Source organism: Chelativorans sp. ZYF759 (assembly GCF_012911015.1).
GTDB lineage: Bacteria > Pseudomonadota > Alphaproteobacteria > Rhizobiales > Rhizobiaceae > ZYF759.
This window is the reverse complement of the sequence record NZ_WVVV01000002.1, coordinates 217,015-230,627: the sequence shown is the minus strand read 5'-3', so window position 1 is coordinate 230,627 and position 13,613 is coordinate 217,015. Positions and strand designations below refer to the sequence as shown.

Genomic DNA, 13,613 nt, shown 5'->3' with positions numbered 1-13,613 from the left:
GGCCGCGCCGCCGGGCGAGCGAGACCGTGCACCCGCCCTTACCAACCCGCAGCGATGGGACGAAGAATGGCCGACTACGACTATGATCTGTTCGTGATCGGCGGCGGATCGGGTGGCGTGCGCGCCGGCCGGCTCGCGGCTTCGCTCGGCAAGCGCGTGGCGATCGCGGAGGAATACCGCTTCGGCGGCACCTGCGTGATCCGCGGCTGCGTGCCCAAGAAACTGTTCGTCTATGCGTCCCAGTTCCCCGAGCATTTCGAGGATGCGGCCGGTTATGGCTGGAGCGTGGGCGAGACGCGGTTCGACTGGACGACGCTAAAGGCCAACAAGGACCGCGAGATCGCGCGGCTGGAAGGGCTCTACAGGGCGGGCCTCGACAAGGCGGGCGCCGAGATCATCGAAAGCCGCGCGGTGCTGGAGGGCAAGCACGAGATCCGTCTCGTCGGCGAGGATCGCGTGGTCACCGCCGAGAGGATCCTGGTCGCCACGGGGGGCCGGCCGAACCCGCACGAGGCGTTGCCCGGCCACGAATTGTGCATCACCTCCAACGAGGCGTTCGAGCTCAAGGAACTGCCGCGGAGCATCGTCATCGCAGGCGGCGGCTACATTGCCGTGGAGTTCGCCAACATCTTCCACGGTCTCGGGGTCGAGACGACGCTGGTCTATCGCGGCAAGGAAATCCTTGGTCGTTTCGACAACGATCTGCGCTCCTCGCTGCACGAGGCGATGGAGGCCAAGGGCATCCGCATTCTCTGCCACACGATATTCTCGCGCATCGAGAAGCGCGGGGACGGCCGATTCGATGCCCATCTTTCGAACGACACGACGATGACCGTCGATCAGGTGATGCTGGCCATCGGCCGCAAGCCGAACACGGACGGGCTGGGGCTGGAAGAAGCGGGGGTCGCGACCGGCAGCGTCGGCGAGATCATCGTGGACGAGCATTCGCGGACCAATGTCGACAACATCTTTGCCATCGGCGACGTCACCAACCGGGTGCAGCTGACGCCGGTGGCGATCCACGAGGCGATGTGCCTGATCGACACGCTCTATCGCGACAAGCCGACATCGCCCGATCACGACATGATCGCCACCGCCGTCTTCTCGCAGCCGGAGATCGGGACGGTCGGCCTGTCGGAAGAGGATGCGGCGCACGAATTTGCCGAGGTGGAGATCTACCGGGCGAGCTTCCGGCCCATGCGCCACACGCTGTCAGGCCGCCAGGAGCGCATGCTGATGAAGCTGGTGGTCGAGGCCGAGAGCCGGCGCGTGGTCGGCGCGCATGTGCTGGGTCCCGATGCGGGCGAGATGGCGCAGCTGCTGGCGATCTCGCTCAAGGCGCAGCTCACCAAGGACGATTTCGACCGCACGATGGCGGTCCACCCCTCGGCTGCCGAGGAACTGGTCACCATGTACCAGCCGAGCTACCGGATCAGGAACGGGAAGCGCGTCGACTGACCGGGATTTCGGCGCGCGTGGTGCCGATCGCGGGTTGCCTGCCGCTCAGGAGCCACTCGCCGAGCGCGGGCCACAGGGTGTGCGAAAAGCGCGAGCGGAAGAAGCCCAGGTGACCGACCGGATGGCCACCGACATGTTCGGGGCCGAACCAGCGCTCGGTGATGTCGGCGTTCCCGTAGCGCTCCAGGAGATGGGCGACGGCGCGCGGCGTTCCCCACGGATCGTCCAGCATGCCGAGCGAGAGGAGCGGAATGCGGACCTGCGCGAAATTCGCGGTCTCGGGCAGATTAGGGTCGTCGAAAAAGTAGTTCCTCATCCGGCACCAGCGCGCCCAGTCGCGGAAGACGCTGCCGGGGAGTTCCTCGCCGATGCCCATCCAGGAGGGGATGCGGCCCAGCGCGATGGCGGTCGGCACGCCAAGCAGGTTCATGCGCGGCCACACCCAGGGATCGTCCAGCAGGCGCCTGGCGCCCGACATGCTGGCCACGATGGCGTAGCGATGGAAACGGTCCGAGATGCCGGAGAGGCCGAGTGCCTGTCCGCCGAACGACTGGCCGATGCCCGCCATGGCGTGTCCGGGGGCGACGGTCTCCAGCGCGGCCGCGGCGGCGGGGAAGTCGAGGAGCGCCCAGTCCTTCATCGAGATGCGCCGGCGCCAGGCCGACGGGGCGGGCGAAGCCCCCGTGGCACGGTAATCATAGGTGAGGACGGCCCTGGCGCCGCGCTCAACCAAATGCGCGGCGAAGCCGAAATAGAGGCGCTGCGGCACGGCGGTGGCCGAGGAGATCAGGACCAGCGGCCCGTCGCCGCTCCCCGAAAAGAGCGTGCCGGAGAGCGGAAAGCCGTCGGCGGCGCGAAAGGCGATCTTCTGCCGCTCGATGCCGGGCAGGGTGGAAAGAGGCGCTGCCGCGCGCTGCGAAGGTCTCGTTGCCGCTCGTCCGCCCATGTCGATGCCGTCCCGATGGTGAAGTGACGGGTCGAGCGTAGCATTGACGTTAACGTCAAAGTCAATAGGCGGACCCTTGCCTCGCGGCGCCGGCCGGATAGCATGCGCCGCATGCAAAATCCCGTCGATGCTCTCGCCAATCTTCCGCCCGCGGCAAAGGGGCAGGTCGCCTATTTCGGCTACGGCTCGCTGGTCTGTCGCGCGACCCACCGCACGGAGATCGTGCATGCCGTGCCGGCGCGGCTCAATGGCTGGCGCCGCAGCTGGCGGCCACGGCCCGACATGCCTGGCTTTCCCGCAGCGCTGCTTACGGTGCGCGAGGAGAAGGGGGCGGGCTGCGACGGGCTGCTGGTCATCGACCGGGCCGAGAACCTTGCCGCCATCGACGCGCGCGAGGCCCGCTACCGGCGGGTGGCGATCGATCCCGGCAGGCTGGAACTCGGGCAAGAACTGCCGGCCGATTGCCCGATCTGGCTTTACGTGGCCGAAGAGGATCTGCCGGTCAACCGCGCGCCGCCGACGATCCTCCAGAGCTATCTCGATGCGGTGATGCTCGGCTTTCTGAACGAGCACGGGGAAGGGGGGCTGGCGCGGTTCCTGTCGGAGACGGACGCGTTCGATCTGCCCGTGCATGCCGACCGGGACGCGCCGATCTACCCGCGCGCGGTCGCGCTCGGGGCGGAGCTGGCGGCGCGTTTCGATGCGCTTCTGGCCGCCAAAGGCGGAATTCGCTTCGTCCAGGTCGGTCGGTCAGGGTAGAATAGGTGTCTCCCTTGGTGTATGGGAGCCGCGTCCGCGATGAGCGGACGTCTTTTGGGGCGCGGAACGCCCAAAACTGCTGAAAGTTGGACAAGACAATGACGAAGTGGTCTCCGAATTCCTGGCGCGGCAAGCCGATCAGCCAGGTTCCCGCCTATCCCGACCAGGATGCCGTGGCCGCAACGGAGAAGCAGCTGGCCAGCTATCCGCCGCTCGTCTTTGCCGGCGAGGCGCGCAAGCTGAAGAAGCAGCTCGCGACCGTGGCCGAGGGCCAGGCGTTCCTGCTGCAGGGCGGCGACTGCGCGGAAAGCTTCGCCGAGCACGGCGCCGACAATATTCGCGACTTCTTCCGTGTCTTCCTCCAGATGGCGGTCGTGCTGACCTATGCCGGCGCGCAGCCCGTGGTGAAGGTCGGCCGCATCGCCGGACAGTTCGCCAAGCCGCGCTCGTCGGACAGCGAGACCAAGGACGGCATCACGCTGCCGTCCTATCGCGGCGACATCATCAACGGGATCGAGTTCGACGAGGCCTCCCGCACGCCCGATCCGGCGCGCCAGCGCATGGCCTACCGCCAGTCGGCCGCCACTCTCAACCTCTTGCGCGCCTTCGCGCAGGGTGGTTACGCGAGCCTCGACAACGTGCATCAGTGGATGCTCGGTTTCGTCTCCGACAGCCCGCAGGCCGAACGCTACCAGGAACTGGCGAGCCACATCACCGAGACGATCAACTTCATGAAGGCGATCGGCATCACCTCAGAAGGCCATGCCTCGCTGCGCGAGACCGATTTCTACACGAGCCACGAGGCGCTGCTGCTCGGCTACGAGGAGGCGCTGACGCGCGTCGATTCGACGTCGGGCGACTGGTACGCGACCTCCGGCCACATGATCTGGATCGGCGACCGCACGCGCCAGCCCGAGCAGGCGCATGTCGAATATTGCCGCGGCATCAAGAACCCGCTCGGCCTGAAATGCGGCCCGTCGATGACGCCGGACGGCCTCATCAGGCTGATCGACATCCTGAACCCCGACAACGAGGCGGGACGCCTGACGCTGATCGCGCGCTTCGGGCACGAGAAGGTGGCCGAGCACCTGCCGCAACTGGTGCGCGCGGTGCAGAAGGAAGGCCGCAAGGTGGTGTGGTCGTGCGATCCGATGCACGGCAACACGATCACCGCGGCGGGCTACAAGACGCGGCCCTTCGACCGCATCCTGAGTGAGGTGGAGACCTTCTTCGATGTCCACCGCGCGGAAGGTTCGCATCCCGGCGGCATCCATATCGAGATGACGGGCAAGAACGTCACCGAGTGCACGGGCGGCGCACGCGCCATTCGCGACGACGAATTGCAGGACCGCTACCACACCCATTGCGACCCGCGCCTCAATGCAGACCAGGCGCTGGAGCTCTCCTTCCTCCTGTCGGGCCTGCTGAAGAAGGCCCATGCGAACCAGCCGGAGAAGAAGGCAGTCAACGGCTGACCGGGCGGGGCGCTCGATGAGCGCGAGGCTCACCGCCGATTGCGCGATCGCGGGCGGTGGGCCGGCCGGCATGATGCTCGGCATGCTGCTGGCCCGGGCCGGTGCCAGCGTGCTGGTGCTCGAGAAACATGCGGACTTCCTGCGCGATTTCCGCGGCGACACGCTGCATCCCTCCACCCTCGAGGTGATGCACGAGCTGGACCTCTTCGAGGGCCTACAACGCTTGCCGCATCAGAAGGTGCACCAGATGTCCGCCGGCATCGGCGCCAGCGAGACGCCGGTGGCGGACATGTCCCACCTGCCGGTGCACTCACCCTACATCATGATGATGCCACAGTGGGATTTTCTCGACTTCCTGAAGCGGGAAGGGGAACGGCATTCCGGCTTCCGCTGCCTCATGAGCACCAGGGCAACAGGCCTCATCAACGAGGGCGGGTCAGTCGTGGGCGTCACCGCCGAAGGGCCGGATGGTCCCCTGGAGATCAGGGCCCGGCTGGTCGTCGGCGCGGACGGGCGACGCTCTGACATGCGCAAGGCGGCGGCGCTCGAGGTGGAAGAACTCGGTGCGCCCATCGACGTGCTCTGGTTCCGGCTGCCACGAAAGCCGGAAGACACCGAGGAGTCCGCCGGCCGCTTCGACCCCGGCCGCCTCATGGTGCGCATCTACCGCGGCGACTATTGGCAGTGCGCCTACGTGATCCCGAAGGGAGCGGCGGAGGCGGTGCGCGCCCGCGGCATCGAGGCGTTCCGCAGCGATGTGGGGGCTCTCCTGCCGTTCGAGGCCGAAAGGGCGGAGGCGCTGGCCAGCTTCGACGACGTGAGCCTGCTCTCGGTCTCGGTCGATCGACTGAGACGCTGGTGGCGGCCGGGCTTGCTGTGCATCGGCGACGCCGCACACGCGATGTCGCCGGTTGGCGGCGTGGGCATCAATCTCGCGATCCAGGACGCGGTGGCCGCGGCCAACATTCTCGCCGGGCCGCTGACGGAAGGGTCGCTCTCCGGCGACCATCTTGCCGCCATCGAGAGGCGGCGCATTTTCCCGACCCGCCTCACCCAGGCGGCGCAGGTTCTGGCCCACAACCGCCTTCTGGCGCCGGTGCTGGCGCAGCGGGGACAAAGCCTCAAACCGCCCCTGCCGGTACGGCTTCTTGCGCGTTTCCCGCTCCTGAGGCGCATTCCGGGCCGACTGGTTGGCCTCGGCATACGTCCTGAACATGTGACGTCGCCCCTGATCAGAGCTGGGTCCGGAGGTGGCTCGCGACCCAGTCGAGGAACTTCTGGCGCCACGGCCTGTTCTCCCACTCCTCCAGAGTGATCAGCCTGGAGCGCGCCAAGTCTTCCTCGAAAATTTCGATCTGCTGGAGCGCGAAGTCGCGGTCGTAGATGTTGAGATTGGCCTCGTCGTTGAGGCGGAAGGAACGCTCGTCGAAATTGGCCGAGCCGATCGACACCCAGTCCTCGTCCACGATGAAGAGCTTGGCATGGTACATGGTCGGCTGGAACTCGTGGATGCGGATGCCGGCCGCAAGCAGATCGCCCCAGAAATAACGCGAGCCATGACGCACGGTCTCCTTGGAGATGTGCGGGCCGGGCAGGATGATGTCGATTTCCACGCCGCGCTCTGCCGCATCCACCAACTGGCCGATGGCGATGTCGTCGGGCACGAAATAGGCCATGCCGATGCGGATGTTCTGCGTGGCAGACGCCAGCGACATCAAGAGCATCTGGTGCATCGAGCGCGAGCCGCCGCGCGGTGACGATTTCACGAGCTGGGCTGTGATCTCGCCGTCGGTCGGCTGCTCCGGATAGAAGCGCTCGCCTTGCAGCACCTCGCCGGTCGCCTCGAGCCAGTTCTCGGCGAAGGCGGCCTGCAGCTGTGCCACGGCCGGGCCCGTGATGCGGTAATGGTTCTCCCGATATTCGTCGGGCGCGCGCGCGTCGCCCAGCCACTCGTCGCCGATGCCGACGCCGCCGGTGAAGCCGATATTGCCGTCGACCAGCAGGATCTTGCGGTGGGTGCGGTTGTTGACCCGGTCGATCGTGTACCAGCGGATGGGCCGGAACCGGTGCACCAAAACACCGGCCTCTTCCATGATGTCGATCAGCCGCTGCTCGAAGGGGATGGAGCCGGCCCAGTCGATTAGCACCCGCACCTCGACGCCGCGGCGGGCGGCGGCGGCCATTTCGTTGGCGAATTCCTCCGCGATCTCGCCGGACCAGTAGACGAAGGTCTCGAAGTTCAGCGTGTCGGTGGCCGCGCGGATGGACTCGAGCATGGCAGGAAAGATCTCGACGCCGTTGAGCAGCGTGTCGATCTCGTGGCCCCCGCGCAGATTGCCGCTGAAGATGCCTTCCATGGTGCGCAGGAACTGAGGATCGGAAACCGCATGAAGATGCGGGATCGGTTCCCGCAGGTCGCGCCGTTCGGGCGCGAGATTGAGCGCGACGATGGCAAGTATGCCAACGATCACAAATGCCAGACCGATCCGCCAGGCCAGTCGCAAGTTCAATGCATATGCCCCTCTGTGCCGGCCGGAAAACGTCGAAAAGTCGGATTCGTTCCGGAGTTTAGGCTCAATCGGGTTGAATCCTGGCTTCAGTATTCGGGATTCCACGATGGCGGGGCAATGTGCGAACCTGCCAGCATCATAGCAGGAGGTTGGACGATGCAGCGCAACACGGGCGGCTGTCTTTGCGGGGCAGTGCGATACGAAACGGAAGGCGTCCTTCGCGGCGTGGTCTATTGCCATTGTTCGCAGTGCCGCCGCCAGAGCGGGCATCACTACGCGGCAACAGACGTGGACGACGACCATCTGCGGGTGGAGGGCGAAGACCATCTCACCTGGTTCTCGGCCTCCGATTTTGCCCGGCGCGGCTTCTGCCGCGTGTGCGGGTCGGCGCTGTTCTGGAAGGATTCGCGTTCGCCGCGAACCTCCGTGATGGCCGGCAGCTTCGACCTCCCGTCGGGGCTCGAGGCCACTGGCCATATCTTCGTGGCCGACAAAGGCGACTATTACGAGATCGCGGACGGGCTGCCGCAATCGCCGGACGGAAGGGATAGCTGAACGGTTCGTCAATGGGGCCAGGGTTGGCAGGCGAGCCGGGCAGGCCTATCTCCAGCGCACAACCTCGCCCTGGAGTCCGCCTTGCCTTCCCAGATACAAGACATCCTCACGCTCGAACAGCGTTCGGGCCTGCCGGAGGATCTGCGCTACCTCGTCGCCAAATATCCGCGCGACAGCTGGGAAGCCCATCCCAACGTGCACGGGATGGCGCGCATGTGGCTGCAGCGACACGACATGTTCCGCGAACTCGGCGGCATCCTCACCGGGTCGATCGCCGACTATCGCGAGGGTCGATCAACGGCGACGGAATTCGCGCAGTTCTTCGCGCCGCGGCTGAACTATTTTCTCGGCCACCTCGACGGGCACCACAATGTCGAGGACCAGCATTATTTTCCGGTCTTCGCTCGTGTCGAGACGGGGCTGAAGCGCGGCTTCGACATTCTCGATTCGGATCATCACCTGATCCATGACGCGCTCGAGCGCAATGCGGGCACGGCCAACGCCTTCATCCAGGCGCTCGCGGGCGACGACGACGCGCAGCGTTTTGCCGCCGACGCCTATGCCAACGAGAACGAGCGACTCGTGGCCATGCTGGCCCGGCACCTCGACGATGAAGAGGATCTGATCATTCCGCTGATCCTCGAAAAGGGCGATCGCGAGCTCGGTGGCTATTGAGCGCCCATGCAGGCTGCGCGCGCGATACGGAGGATATGGCAGGCCGGAGCGGGCGTCGCCCGCGAGGCAACTTCGCGGCCGCTAGTTCTCGGCCTCGGCGGCCAGCACTTCCACATCTCGGTTGCGGCCGGCTTCGACCGTGAACTCGCGCTGGTAGAGCCGGTCGCGGTTCTTTGCGACGACGGCGTAGTTGCCCTCGGCCAGGACCATCGAGGCGAAGGCGCCGACACTCTCGCGCACGATGTCGCCGGATTCGGTGAGGACCGACCAGGAGGTATCGGCAATTGCCTCGCCCCCGGTATCCCGCACCAGCTTCATGGTGACCTCGGCGGCCTTGTGCTCCACCATCGCCTCGGTCAGCTTGCCCGCCTCGACACGGATGTCGGAGCGGATCACCGCGTTGACGCTGCCATAGGTCGAGACGACGTGGTAGATGCCGGCATTGAGCCTGACGACAGTGTTCGGGCTGACGTCGGGAACGATCAGCGCGCGTTCGCCCACGGCATCGGCCGACGCCTCATAGATCGAGAAGCGCAGCCGGTTCGGCGGAATGCGCACCCCGCCCGACAGCACGGCGTCCAGCTTCAGCCCGCCGGCTTCCAGCACCAGCGATTCGCTGACCACGCCATTGCCGATGCGGATGCGCTTGGTGGCGCCGGCGCGGCCGAAGGAGGCATGGACCAGATAGCTGCCGGGCTCGAGATCGAAGACGCCTGTTCCACCCTGCGCCGAGGCGACGAGCGGCAGACGGCCGTCGGGGCCGGCCTCCGGCTTGAAGATGCGCCAGACCAGGCCGCGATCCAGCGCCGGCGATTCCTCGGTGAGATGCGCCGAGACCGAAAGCTGCCCGCCGCCAATGGTCGACAGCGGCGATTCGATCGTGGGCGGCGCATAGGGCTGGATCGACGGCAAGTGGAACTGCGGGGTCGAATCACCGAAGGACTGGGCGAGCGCCATCTGCCCCGCTCCAAGGAGGAGGACCACGGCACACACGATCTTCAGCAGGAAAGGCAGGGCCAAACGCATGCTTGCCTTGAAGCGCAAGCTGGTGGCATTTTCAAGTCCTGTCGGCAGCCAGCACCCATTACGCCATCGCCCGCCCGGCACACTCTCTCCCAACAAGACGACAAGGAAGCCAGATTTGTCCCATACCGTGCTTGATTTCATGCTGTCGCGACGATCCGCGCCAATCGACGAGATGACGGGTCCAGCGCCCAGCGACGACGAGATCGCCACGATGCTGAAGGTCGCGACGCGGGTTCCCGATCACGGCCGGCTCGCGCCGTGGCGCTTCATCCTGTATCGCGGCGATGCGCGCGTGAAGATTGGCGAGATGCTGGCGGAGCTGGCCGAGAAGCGCGAAGGACCACTGCCCGAAATGCGGCTGGAGAAAGAGCGGACGCGGTTCTCGCGCGCGCCGCTCGTCATCGGCGTGGTCTCCGTAGCCCGGGAAAACCCCAAGATACCGCAATGGGAAATGCTCCTGTCGGGGGCGGCGGCGGCGATGAACCTGATGATCGCTGCCAACGCGCTGGGTTACCGCACGAACTGGATCACCAACTGGTATTCAGAGGACCGGGAAGGCCTCGCCCTTCTCGGCCTGGCACCACATGAGAGCGCGGTGGGCTTCATCCATATCGGCCGGCATGAGGGAGAACTGCCCGACCGCCCGCGGCCCGACCCCGCGACGCTCACCAGCGACTATTCCGGTCCCTGGGAGGGCTGAGCCATGTTCTACGAGCCGAAAAACGGCCACGGCCTTCCCCACGACCCCTTCAAGGCGCTCGTCGCGCCGCGGCCGATCGGATGGATATCGAGCATCGCGAGGGATGGGTCGCTCAACCTCGCGCCCTATTCCTTCTTCAACGCGATCGGCTCGCATCCGCACATGGTGATGTTCGCCTCGGAGGGCGAGAAGGACAGCCTGTCCTTCATCCGCGAGACCGGAGAATTCGTCGCAAATCTGGTCGGACGCGATCTTGCCGAGCAGATGAACATGACCGGCATCGACGCGCCGCGCGGCGTCTCGGAATTCGAACGCGCCGGCCTGACGCCGGTGGCCAGCAAGCTCGTCGCCCCGCCGCGCGTGGGCGAGGCGCTGGCCGCGCTCGAATGCAGGATGACGGAAATCCATCATCCCAAAGGGCTCGACGGGAAGCCTGGTGGCAGCATCGTGGTATTCGGCGAGGTGGTCGGCATCCACATCAAGGACGAGGCGCTGACGGACGGCCTGTTCGACATCGTGAAGGCCGGCACGGTCTCGCGGCTCGGCTATCGCGAATATGCCTCCATCAGCGAGGTATTCGAGATGATCCGGCCCCAATGGAAAGGCGAGTAGGCTTCACGCGCCGGCGCTTTTCCCGGCACGGCTGAGGAGGTTTTCGGCCCGCCGCAGATGCGGCCGGTCGAACATCTTGCCGGAAATCGCCACGACGCCGGGATTTCCCTCCGCCGCGAAGGCCGCCACGATGCCTTCCGCCTCGGCGATGGCCTCGGGCGAGGGCGAGAAGACCTCATTGATGATCGGCACCTGCGCCGGGTGAATCGCCATGCAGCCGGCAAAGCCGTCGCGCACGGCCTCCTCGCAGGACCGCCGGAAGGCGTCGAGATCGCGGAAATCGGGAAAGACGGTGTCGATGGCCGGCACTTCGGCAGCCGAGGCGGCGAGGATGGTCGTGGCGCGGGCCAGACGAAAGACATCGGTCAGCCGGCCATCCGCATCGCGGGTCGCCTGCGCGCCGATCGCCGCCGACAGATCCTCCGCGCCCCATGTCAGAGCTTCCATGCGGGGCTCGCCCGTGGCGTAGGTGGCCGCATTGAGCACGCCGGCAGCCGTCTCGGTAACGAGCGGGATGATGCGGGTCGCGCCGTCCTCGATCCCCGCACGGGCCTCATGAACCCTGAGCTTGACCGCCAGCCGACGCACATCGTCGATGCCGCCGGATTTGGGCAGCATGACGCCGCGCAGCCGAGCGGCGATGACGGCGGCCAGATCGTCGTCGGTGAGCCCGGTCGCGAGATCGTTGACCCGGACATAAAGGGCAGGGGCGCTCGCTCGATCCCGGCCAGCGATGAAGGCCGCCGCCATCTCGCGCGCGGCGCGCTTGTTGGCGGCCGAGACGGAGTCCTCGAGATCGACGATCAGAATGTCGGCGCCCGATTCGAGGCCCTTTTCGAGCTTCCGTTCGGAATCGGCGGGAACAAAAAGCAGCGAACGCATCAGACGGGCTTCTTCATGATCATGGCCTGGCGCAGGCATCGGGCAACCAGCACGTCGTCCTGGTTGAAGGCGCGGTGCTCGAGGTCGACGATGCCGCGATCGGGCCTGGATTTCGATTCGCGCACGCCCTTCACCTCGGTTTCCACCCGTACGGTGTCGCCGTGGAAGAGGGGATTCGGAAACACAGTCTCCTTCATGCCGAGATTGGCCACGGTGGTGCCGAGCGTGGTGTCGTGCACGGAGATGCCGACCATCAGGCCGAGCGTGAACAGCGAGTTGAAAAGCGGCTTTCCCCATTCCGATTTCGCTGCGAAGTCGAAATCGATGTGAAGCGGCTGCGGATTCATGGTCATGGTGGAGAAAAGGATGTTGTCCGTCTCCGTCACCGTTCGCCGGATGGGGTGGCGAATGACCATTCCGAGTTCGAATTCCTCAAGGTAAAGGCCAGGCATCGCTCCTCCTCCCGTCAGCGCCGAGCGCGGCCAAAACGGCTCGCTTCCAAGGGCTTAATAAACATGGTGAACCGTTCGTAAACCATTTTGGGCCAGTCTCGCCCTAGGTTTCGGGGACGGCGTTCAATGGTCATCAGTCACTTTCTCAAATGGGTCAACCACGCCAAGGTGGCGGAGCGCTCGGTTGCGGCGGCCGCCCTCGCGCGGGCCTATCTGGGCAACGATATACGCTTCGAGGATCGCTGCGAAGCCGAGGCCGCGCTGACGCTGCTCCTCGACGATCCCTCCGAGAAGGTGCGGCTCGCAATGGCGGAGGTGTTCTGCCTCAGCCCCCACGCGCCGGCGCAGATCGTGGCGGGCCTTGCCCAGGACCAGAAGGAGGTGGCCTCGCTCGTTCTCGTTCGTTCGCCGCTGCTTACCGATCTCGATCTGATCGACCGCGTGGCGGGCGGCGACGGCGACGTCCAGCGCTTCGTGGCCATGCGGGCCCAGGTCTCCATGGCGGTGTCTGCCGCGCTTGCCGAAGTCGGCGAGGAGGGCGCCTGCCTGGAACTGCTGCAGAATTCTGGCGCGAGGATCGCCAATCTGAGCTTTCGCCGGATGGTGGAGCGTCACGGCGATTCGGCGATACTGCGCGAAGCGCTGATCGCCGATCCGCGGCTGCCCGCCGACTGCCGACACATGCTGCTGGTGAAGCTGGGCGAGGCTTTGCGCAGCGCGCCGCTGGTGCTGGCGCTGATGGGTGAACGCAGGGCCGAGCGCATCACCCGGGCCGCCTGCGTGCGCGCTTCGGTGACGCTGATCGAGGCAACGCCGGAAGACGAACTGGCGGCGCTGGTCGAGCATCTGCGTCTCAGGGGCGATCTGACGGCCGGCTTCCTGATCCGGGCGGTCGCCAATGGCAAGATCGATTTTTTCGGGACCGCGCTCGTGGCGCTGTCGGGCAAAGGCGAGGAGCGGGTGCGGTCGTTGCTGGCATCAGGGCGCGACGTCGCCATCGCGGCGCTGTTGCGCGCGTCGGGACTGGCGGATGCAACGCATGGCGTGATCCTGTCCGCGCTGAAGATCTGGCGCGACGTCGCCAATGGGCGTCGTCTGGCCGGCGCGCAGGAAGTCAGCTGGATGATGCTGAAGGAGATCGGGGCGACCCCCGGCCAGAGCGGACCGGGGGAAGCGCATCAGGAACTCGCCAGGCTTCTGAAGGAAATCCATCTGGACGCCCTCAGAGACAATGCGCGGGGCCACGCGCTGGCGATCGCGGCCGCCTGATCAGCGGGGCTGACCGCTCACCGGGTCAATGTCGACATCGACCTTGGCGCCGTCGGCGCGGTAGTATTCGATCTCCCAATAGCCGTCATCATCCCAGTCGACGTCGTCGAAATGGCTGAAATCGGCCTCGCTCTCGATCGAGGCGAGGATTTCCGACAAGGGCATGGCGTCCGCCGGCGGCTGGGCGAGTGCGGCGGTGGGCAGGAAGACGAGGGCCGAGAGGGCGATGAGGGCGTTACGCATCTGAATGTCCTTTTCGTGTTGCTGGGGTCAGCGTTTCGGAAATGACTTCAG

15 protein-coding genes are annotated in these 13,613 nt (G+C 66.0%); 9 read left to right on the top strand and 6 right to left on the bottom strand.

Annotation, left to right across the window (positions count from 1 at the left end):
- Positions 1 to 66 precede the first annotated feature (66 nt).
- Entirely contained in the window at positions 67 to 1,458 is a 1,392-nt protein-coding gene (gene gor, locus GRZ55_RS04995; protein WP_169285794.1) for a glutathione-disulfide reductase, read from the top strand.
- Here the strand turns inward: gor and GRZ55_RS04990 are convergent.
- Positions 1,433 to 2,338, bottom strand: a complete 906-nt coding sequence (locus GRZ55_RS04990; RefSeq protein WP_169286020.1) for an esterase — start codon at positions 2,336 to 2,338, stop codon at positions 1,433 to 1,435. The two genes, gor and GRZ55_RS04990, sit on opposite strands and share 26 nt — an antisense overlap.
- Before the next feature lie 177 nt (positions 2,339 to 2,515).
- Here GRZ55_RS04990 and GRZ55_RS04985 point away from each other — a divergent pair, with 177 nt between their 5' ends.
- The 3 genes from GRZ55_RS04985 (at position 2,516) to GRZ55_RS04975 (ending at position 5,953) form a co-directional block, all read left to right on the top strand.
- Positions 2,516 to 3,163 (top strand): gamma-glutamylcyclotransferase family protein, encoded by a 648-nt coding sequence (locus GRZ55_RS04985; protein WP_246734527.1) that lies wholly within the window; start codon positions 2,516 to 2,518, stop codon positions 3,161 to 3,163.
- 98 nt (positions 3,164 to 3,261) lie between these two features.
- Complete coding sequence (locus GRZ55_RS04980) at positions 3,262 to 4,638, top strand: class II 3-deoxy-7-phosphoheptulonate synthase (RefSeq protein WP_169285793.1); 1,377 nt, start codon at positions 3,262 to 3,264, stop codon at positions 4,636 to 4,638.
- A gap of 16 nt (positions 4,639 to 4,654) precedes the next feature.
- Entirely contained in the window at positions 4,655 to 5,953 is a 1,299-nt protein-coding gene (locus GRZ55_RS04975) for an FAD-dependent oxidoreductase (RefSeq protein WP_169285792.1), read from the top strand.
- On the opposite strand, the gene GRZ55_RS04970 is transcribed toward GRZ55_RS04975, so the two are convergent.
- Entirely contained in the window at positions 5,871 to 7,148 is a 1,278-nt protein-coding gene (locus tag GRZ55_RS04970) for a phosphatidylserine/phosphatidylglycerophosphate/cardiolipin synthase family protein (protein WP_210257224.1), read from the bottom strand. The genes GRZ55_RS04975 and GRZ55_RS04970 overlap by 83 nt on opposite strands.
- Before the next feature lie 156 nt (positions 7,149 to 7,304).
- On the opposite strand from GRZ55_RS04970, the gene GRZ55_RS04965 reads away from it, so the two are divergent.
- Both GRZ55_RS04965 and GRZ55_RS04960 read left to right on the top strand, forming a co-directional pair.
- Positions 7,305 to 7,703 (top strand): GFA family protein, encoded by a 399-nt coding sequence (locus GRZ55_RS04965; RefSeq protein WP_169285790.1) that lies wholly within the window; start codon positions 7,305 to 7,307, stop codon positions 7,701 to 7,703.
- A gap of 81 nt (positions 7,704 to 7,784) precedes the next feature.
- Positions 7,785 to 8,378 (top strand): hemerythrin domain-containing protein, encoded by a 594-nt coding sequence (locus GRZ55_RS04960; protein WP_246734526.1) that lies wholly within the window; start codon positions 7,785 to 7,787, stop codon positions 8,376 to 8,378.
- 81 nt (positions 8,379 to 8,459) lie between these two features.
- Here GRZ55_RS04960 and GRZ55_RS04955 read toward each other — a convergent pair whose 3' ends face one another.
- Entirely contained in the window at positions 8,460 to 9,404 is a 945-nt protein-coding gene (locus tag GRZ55_RS04955) for a hypothetical protein (protein WP_169285789.1), read from the bottom strand.
- Between the two features lie 115 nt (positions 9,405 to 9,519).
- On the opposite strand from GRZ55_RS04955, the gene GRZ55_RS04950 reads away from it, so the two are divergent.
- A complete protein-coding gene (locus GRZ55_RS04950) occupies positions 9,520 to 10,104 on the top strand; it encodes a nitroreductase (RefSeq protein ID WP_169285788.1) in 585 nt (194 codons plus the stop codon).
- A gap of 3 nt (positions 10,105 to 10,107) precedes the next feature.
- The gene (locus GRZ55_RS04945; protein WP_169285787.1) at positions 10,108 to 10,716 is read left to right on the top strand and encodes a flavin reductase family protein; all 609 of its coding nucleotides are present in this window, start codon (positions 10,108 to 10,110) and stop codon (positions 10,714 to 10,716) included.
- Between the two features lie 3 nt (positions 10,717 to 10,719).
- Here GRZ55_RS04945 and GRZ55_RS04940 read toward each other — a convergent pair whose 3' ends face one another.
- Positions 10,720 to 11,598, bottom strand: a complete 879-nt coding sequence (locus tag GRZ55_RS04940) for a CoA ester lyase (RefSeq protein WP_169285786.1) — start codon at positions 11,596 to 11,598, stop codon at positions 10,720 to 10,722.
- Positions 11,598 to 12,050 (bottom strand): MaoC family dehydratase, encoded by a 453-nt coding sequence (locus tag GRZ55_RS04935; protein ID WP_169285785.1) that lies wholly within the window; start codon positions 12,048 to 12,050, stop codon positions 11,598 to 11,600. Before GRZ55_RS04935 ends, GRZ55_RS04940 begins: the two co-directional genes overlap by 1 nt.
- 126 nt (positions 12,051 to 12,176) lie before the next feature.
- Between GRZ55_RS04935 and GRZ55_RS04930 the strand changes: the two genes are divergently transcribed.
- Positions 12,177 to 13,319, top strand: a complete 1,143-nt coding sequence (locus GRZ55_RS04930; protein ID WP_169285784.1) for a DUF2336 domain-containing protein — start codon at positions 12,177 to 12,179, stop codon at positions 13,317 to 13,319.
- On the opposite strand, the gene GRZ55_RS04925 is transcribed toward GRZ55_RS04930, so the two are convergent.
- Positions 13,320 to 13,562, bottom strand: coding sequence for a PepSY domain-containing protein (locus GRZ55_RS04925; protein WP_169285783.1), 243 nt, complete (start codon positions 13,560 to 13,562; stop codon positions 13,320 to 13,322).
- Between the last annotated feature and the right edge of the window lie 51 nt (positions 13,563 to 13,613).

Excerpts from the sequence above, each read along its gene's own strand:
- gor (WP_169285794.1), top strand. The coding sequence starts at position 67 with ATGGCCGACTACGACTATGATCTGTTCGTGATCGGCGGCGGATCGGGT.
- GRZ55_RS04985 (WP_246734527.1), top strand. The coding sequence starts at position 2,516 with ATGCAAAATCCCGTCGATGCTCTCGCCAATCTTCCGCCCGCGGCAAAG.
- GRZ55_RS04980 (WP_169285793.1), top strand. The coding sequence starts at position 3,262 with ATGACGAAGTGGTCTCCGAATTCCTGGCGCGGCAAGCCGATCAGCCAG.
- GRZ55_RS04975 (WP_169285792.1), top strand. The coding sequence starts at position 4,655 with ATGAGCGCGAGGCTCACCGCCGATTGCGCGATCGCGGGCGGTGGGCCG.
- GRZ55_RS04965 (WP_169285790.1), top strand. The coding sequence starts at position 7,305 with ATGCAGCGCAACACGGGCGGCTGTCTTTGCGGGGCAGTGCGATACGAA.
- GRZ55_RS04955 (WP_169285789.1), bottom strand. The coding sequence starts at position 9,404 with ATGCGTTTGGCCCTGCCTTTCCTGCTGAAGATCGTGTGTGCCGTGGTC.
- GRZ55_RS04945 (WP_169285787.1), top strand. The coding sequence starts at position 10,108 with ATGTTCTACGAGCCGAAAAACGGCCACGGCCTTCCCCACGACCCCTTC.
- GRZ55_RS04940 (WP_169285786.1), bottom strand. The coding sequence starts at position 11,598 with ATGCGTTCGCTGCTTTTTGTTCCCGCCGATTCCGAACGGAAGCTCGAA.
- GRZ55_RS04935 (WP_169285785.1), bottom strand. The coding sequence starts at position 12,050 with ATGCCTGGCCTTTACCTTGAGGAATTCGAACTCGGAATGGTCATTCGC.
- GRZ55_RS04930 (WP_169285784.1), top strand. The coding sequence starts at position 12,177 with ATGGTCATCAGTCACTTTCTCAAATGGGTCAACCACGCCAAGGTGGCG.
- GRZ55_RS04925 (WP_169285783.1), bottom strand. The coding sequence starts at position 13,562 with ATGCGTAACGCCCTCATCGCCCTCTCGGCCCTCGTCTTCCTGCCCACC.